Origin of the sequence: Pseudomonas sp. DCB_AW, from assembly GCF_026240895.1 — a bacterium.
Taxonomy (GTDB): domain Bacteria; phylum Pseudomonadota; class Gammaproteobacteria; order Pseudomonadales; family Pseudomonadaceae; genus Aquipseudomonas; species Aquipseudomonas kermanshahensis.
In genome coordinates this window covers 1-3,333 of sequence record NZ_JAPFCE010000133.1, presented here as the reverse complement: position 1 = coordinate 3,333, position 3,333 = coordinate 1, and the positions used below count along the sequence as shown (strand labels likewise).

Below are 3,333 nucleotides of genomic sequence, written 5' to 3'. Positions count from 1 at the left end.
CGCAAGGCCGCTCCCACAAGGATCGCGTCGACCTGTAGGAGCGGCCTTGCGTCGCGAAAGGGGCGCGAAGCGCCCCCTATTGCAGACAACACTCCACCAAACCAACCACCATCAGCTCATCTGAATGATGGTCTGCATGATGGTGCTTTCAGTGGAAATGGTCTTGGCGTTTGCCTGGTAGTTGCTCTGCGCCTTGATCAGGTTGACCAGCTCGCCGGTCAGGTCGACGTTCGAGTCTTCCAGCGCGCCGCCGGTGATCTGCCCCAGCGTCCCGGTATCCGGTTGGCCAACAACAGGCACGCCCGATGTGTAGGACTCTTTCCAGGCAGTGCCGCCCACCGGCGTCAGGCCTTGGAGGTTGGCGAAGTTGACCAGTGCGACCTGGCCGATGACCTTGTTCTCACCGTTGGTGAAGTTGGCGAACATGTTGCCGCTGGCATCGATGCTCAGGCCAGACAACTCACCCGTCGCAAAGCCATCTCCGCTCTTGGCGGTCGTGGCGGACGCGGCGTTGTATTGCGTGGTGGCGATCATGTCCAGCTTGACCCCAGAGGCATGCGCGTTGGCGCCGTTGGCGGCCCACACACCTGCAACCGTCTTCTGCGCCGGCACCCAGCCGTCCAAGTTGAAGGTCTTGTCGGCGTTGATGGTGAGCCCACCTGCCACTGCACCCTCGTTCATGAGCGCCGTGTCCAAGGTGCCGTCACTCTTGAACGGCAGCGTGTTTGCCAGCGGGGTGGTCGACATCGGGTCGGCTGGGTTGCGGCCGTCGATGGTGGTATACATGGTCCAGGAGTTAGTACCCGCATCCTTCATGAAGTACTGGTTCATCTGGTGCAGGTTGCCCTGGCTGTCATACACATCGGTGTTGAAGGTGTAGTTGTAGGTCTTGACGTTACCCGGGTCGAACGGCGACTCGGCCGGAGCGGTATCGCTGGACTTGAGGTTGAGCGTCTCAGTGATGCGCCCGGTAGGGTTGGGCGTCAGGTTGGACGTGTCGATCTTCAGGTCGGTCAGCGCGCCCGGGACGACATTGCCATTGCCATCAACCCCATAACCTTGCAGCTTGGCGCCCGACGAGTTGATGACATTGCCTTCCTTGTCGCTGTAGAACATGCCGGCACGGGTGTAGATCTTCGAGCCATTGTCATTCAAGGCGAAGAAGCCGTTGCCGTCGATCGCCATGTCCAGGGCTTGGCCGGTACCGTTGATGTTACCCGGCGTGAACATCTGCGACACCGAAGCGGTTCTCACGCCAGTGCCGACGACCGTCTTGCCGCCGCTGGTGCCGCGGATGGAGTTGGAGTACTGATCCGCGAACTCGGCGCGCGAGGCTTTGAAGCCGGTAGTGGCGACGTTGGCAATGTTGTTGCCAGTGACGTTCAGGGCCTTGTTTGCTGCATTGAGGCCGCTAAGGCCGGTATTGAAAGACATGTGCTACTCCTGTCGTTAGCTTAGGCCCTAGATGCCAATGGTTTGAACTTTGGACAGCGCGACGCTGCCCAGCCCGGCGAGGTTGAGCGTCATTTCGGCGCCGTTGGTACCCATGGTCACGCTGGTGACGGTGGCCGGCAGGTTGGTGGTCATGGCCGTGGACGTGCCATCGATGCTGGCGGTGGCCTTGAAGGTGTAGGTACCCGCCTCCAACGCCTCGCCGTCGTCGTCCAGGCCATCCCAGGTGAAGTCGGCCTTGCCGGCGGCTTTGGAACCCAGGTCCAGGGTGCGCACCAGCTTGTCGTCTTTGTCATAAATGCCGACAGACGTGGCGGTACTCGACGAGGTCAGGTTGACCGACCCTTTCAGCTCTTTGCTGGTGTCGACCAAGGCCTTGTCGGTCTGGACGATCACATTGCGCCCAACCAGCGACGAGGCCTGCAACGCCTGCGAAGACTGGAACGACCCGGCGATGTAGTTCACCGTGTCGTTCAGCGTCTGCATGCTTTCAAGGCTGCTGAACTGCGCCAGCTGCGCAACGAACTCGCCGTTTTCCTGCGGGTCGAGCGGATTCTGGTTTTTCATCTGCGTTACCAGCAACTGCAGGAACGCATCTTTGCCCAGCGCACTGCCGGCAGCGCCGGTGCTGCTGTCGGTCTTGCTGGTCTGCTTTTGCAGCGAGGTCAGGTACGCGCTGCCGACGTCACTGGTGGAATTGGTCGTGGTCATGTCGGCTTCCTATCACTGACCCAAGGTCAAGACTTTCTGCATCATGCTTTTGGCGGTGTTCATCAGTTCGGCGTTGGTCTGGAACGCACGGCTGGCAGAGATCATGTCAGCCATCTCTTCAACCACGTTGACGTTCGGGTAGTAGACGTAGCCGTCCTTGTTCGCCGCGGGGTGGTTAGGCTCGTAGCGCGCCTCCAGATTGCTCTGGTCTTCGACGATGCCTTTGACCTGCACGCCCTGCCCCGCTTCGCCTTGGTCCTCGAACAGCGACTGGCTGGCGCCGCCCTGTGCGTTCTGGAAGGTGGTGGCGAACACCGGGTGGCGGGCACGGTAGGTCTGGTCGATGCTCGACGACACGGTCTCGGCGTTGGCGATGTTCGAGGCCACGGTGTTGAGGCGGGTGTTCTGCGCGCTCATGCCGCTGCCGGCAATGTTGAAAACACTGGAAAGGGACATGGTTACTCTCCGCGCAGGGCCGAAACCAGCCCTTTGAATTTACTGTTGAGCAAGGTGAAGCTGGCCTGGAAACCGATGGCGTTTTCCGCGTAGTTCGATTGCTCGATCTGGGCATCCACGGTGTTCTGGTCGATCGACGGCTGCAACGGCGTGCGGTACTTGAGCGCCTCGTCGCTGAGGGCCAGGCCGTCAGCCTCGATGTGCCGGCTGTTGGTCCGGTCCAGGGCGAAGCGGCCGCTTTGCTGTTTTTCACTCTCGGCGGCGAGCACCGAAGAGAAGTCCATGTCACGCGCCTTGTAGTTGGGCGTGTCGGCGTTGGCGATGTTGTTGGCCAGCACTTCAGCGCGCTGGGCGCGGAAGCCCAGGGCCTTTTCGTGAATGCCAAGCGCCTTGTCGAAACTGATGCTCATGTCGGGGAAACCTTCGGAGGTTGACCGGAGTGTCGTTGGTCAAGGTATAGCAAGGGCTGTGCCAACCGGCTTAAAGGCCGGAAACACGGGGTTGCAAGGGGGATGCTGGCAGGCGGAATGCCAGAAAAGCGGCAAAGTGCTTCCGCTTAGGGAGGGAAAAGCGGCAATCGCCGGGCGGCAAAAGCGGCAAAACAAAATATTGACGTCAGACCATCACGGCCGAATCCAGGCCCGTGTAGGAGCAGCCTTGTGCTGCGAAGAGGCCGGTGAAGCCACAGTAGATTTACTGCACTTGCACCGGCCT

Annotated in this window: 4 protein-coding genes; all 4 read right to left on the bottom strand. The window is 60.5% G+C overall.

The features are described from left to right. Positions 1–111: 111 nt before the first annotated feature. From flgE to flgB, 4 genes are read right to left on the bottom strand one after another with little or no spacing between them, the layout of a single operon-like run. Entirely contained in the window at positions 112–1,434 is a 1,323-nt protein-coding gene (gene flgE, locus OO306_RS27780) for a flagellar hook protein FlgE (RefSeq protein WP_265970366.1), read from the bottom strand. 27 nt (positions 1,435–1,461) lie between these two features. Next, the gene (gene flgD / locus OO306_RS27775) at positions 1,462–2,163 is read right to left on the bottom strand and encodes a flagellar hook assembly protein FlgD (protein WP_265970365.1); all 702 of its coding nucleotides are present in this window, start codon (positions 2,161–2,163) and stop codon (positions 1,462–1,464) included. A gap of 12 nt (positions 2,164–2,175) precedes the next feature. Further along, positions 2,176–2,619 carry a flagellar basal body rod protein FlgC gene (gene flgC, locus OO306_RS27770; RefSeq protein WP_027593052.1) on the bottom strand — a complete coding sequence of 148 codons (444 nt, stop codon included), beginning with the start codon at positions 2,617–2,619 and terminating at the stop codon, positions 2,176–2,178. A 2-nt stretch (positions 2,620–2,621) separates the two neighbouring features. Then, positions 2,622–3,029 (bottom strand): flagellar basal body rod protein FlgB, encoded by a 408-nt coding sequence (flgB, locus tag OO306_RS27765; protein WP_027593053.1) that lies wholly within the window; start codon positions 3,027–3,029, stop codon positions 2,622–2,624. Between the last annotated feature and the right edge of the window lie 304 nt (positions 3,030–3,333).

Coding starts and splice junctions, on each gene's coding strand:
- flgE (WP_265970366.1), bottom strand. CDS start 1,434: ATGTCTTTCAATACCGGCCTTAGCGGCCTCAATGCAGCAAACAAGGCC.
- flgD (WP_265970365.1), bottom strand. CDS start 2,163: ATGACCACGACCAATTCCACCAGTGACGTCGGCAGCGCGTACCTGACC.
- flgC (WP_027593052.1), bottom strand. CDS start 2,619: ATGTCCCTTTCCAGTGTTTTCAACATTGCCGGCAGCGGCATGAGCGCG.
- flgB (WP_027593053.1), bottom strand. CDS start 3,029: ATGAGCATCAGTTTCGACAAGGCGCTTGGCATTCACGAAAAGGCCCTG.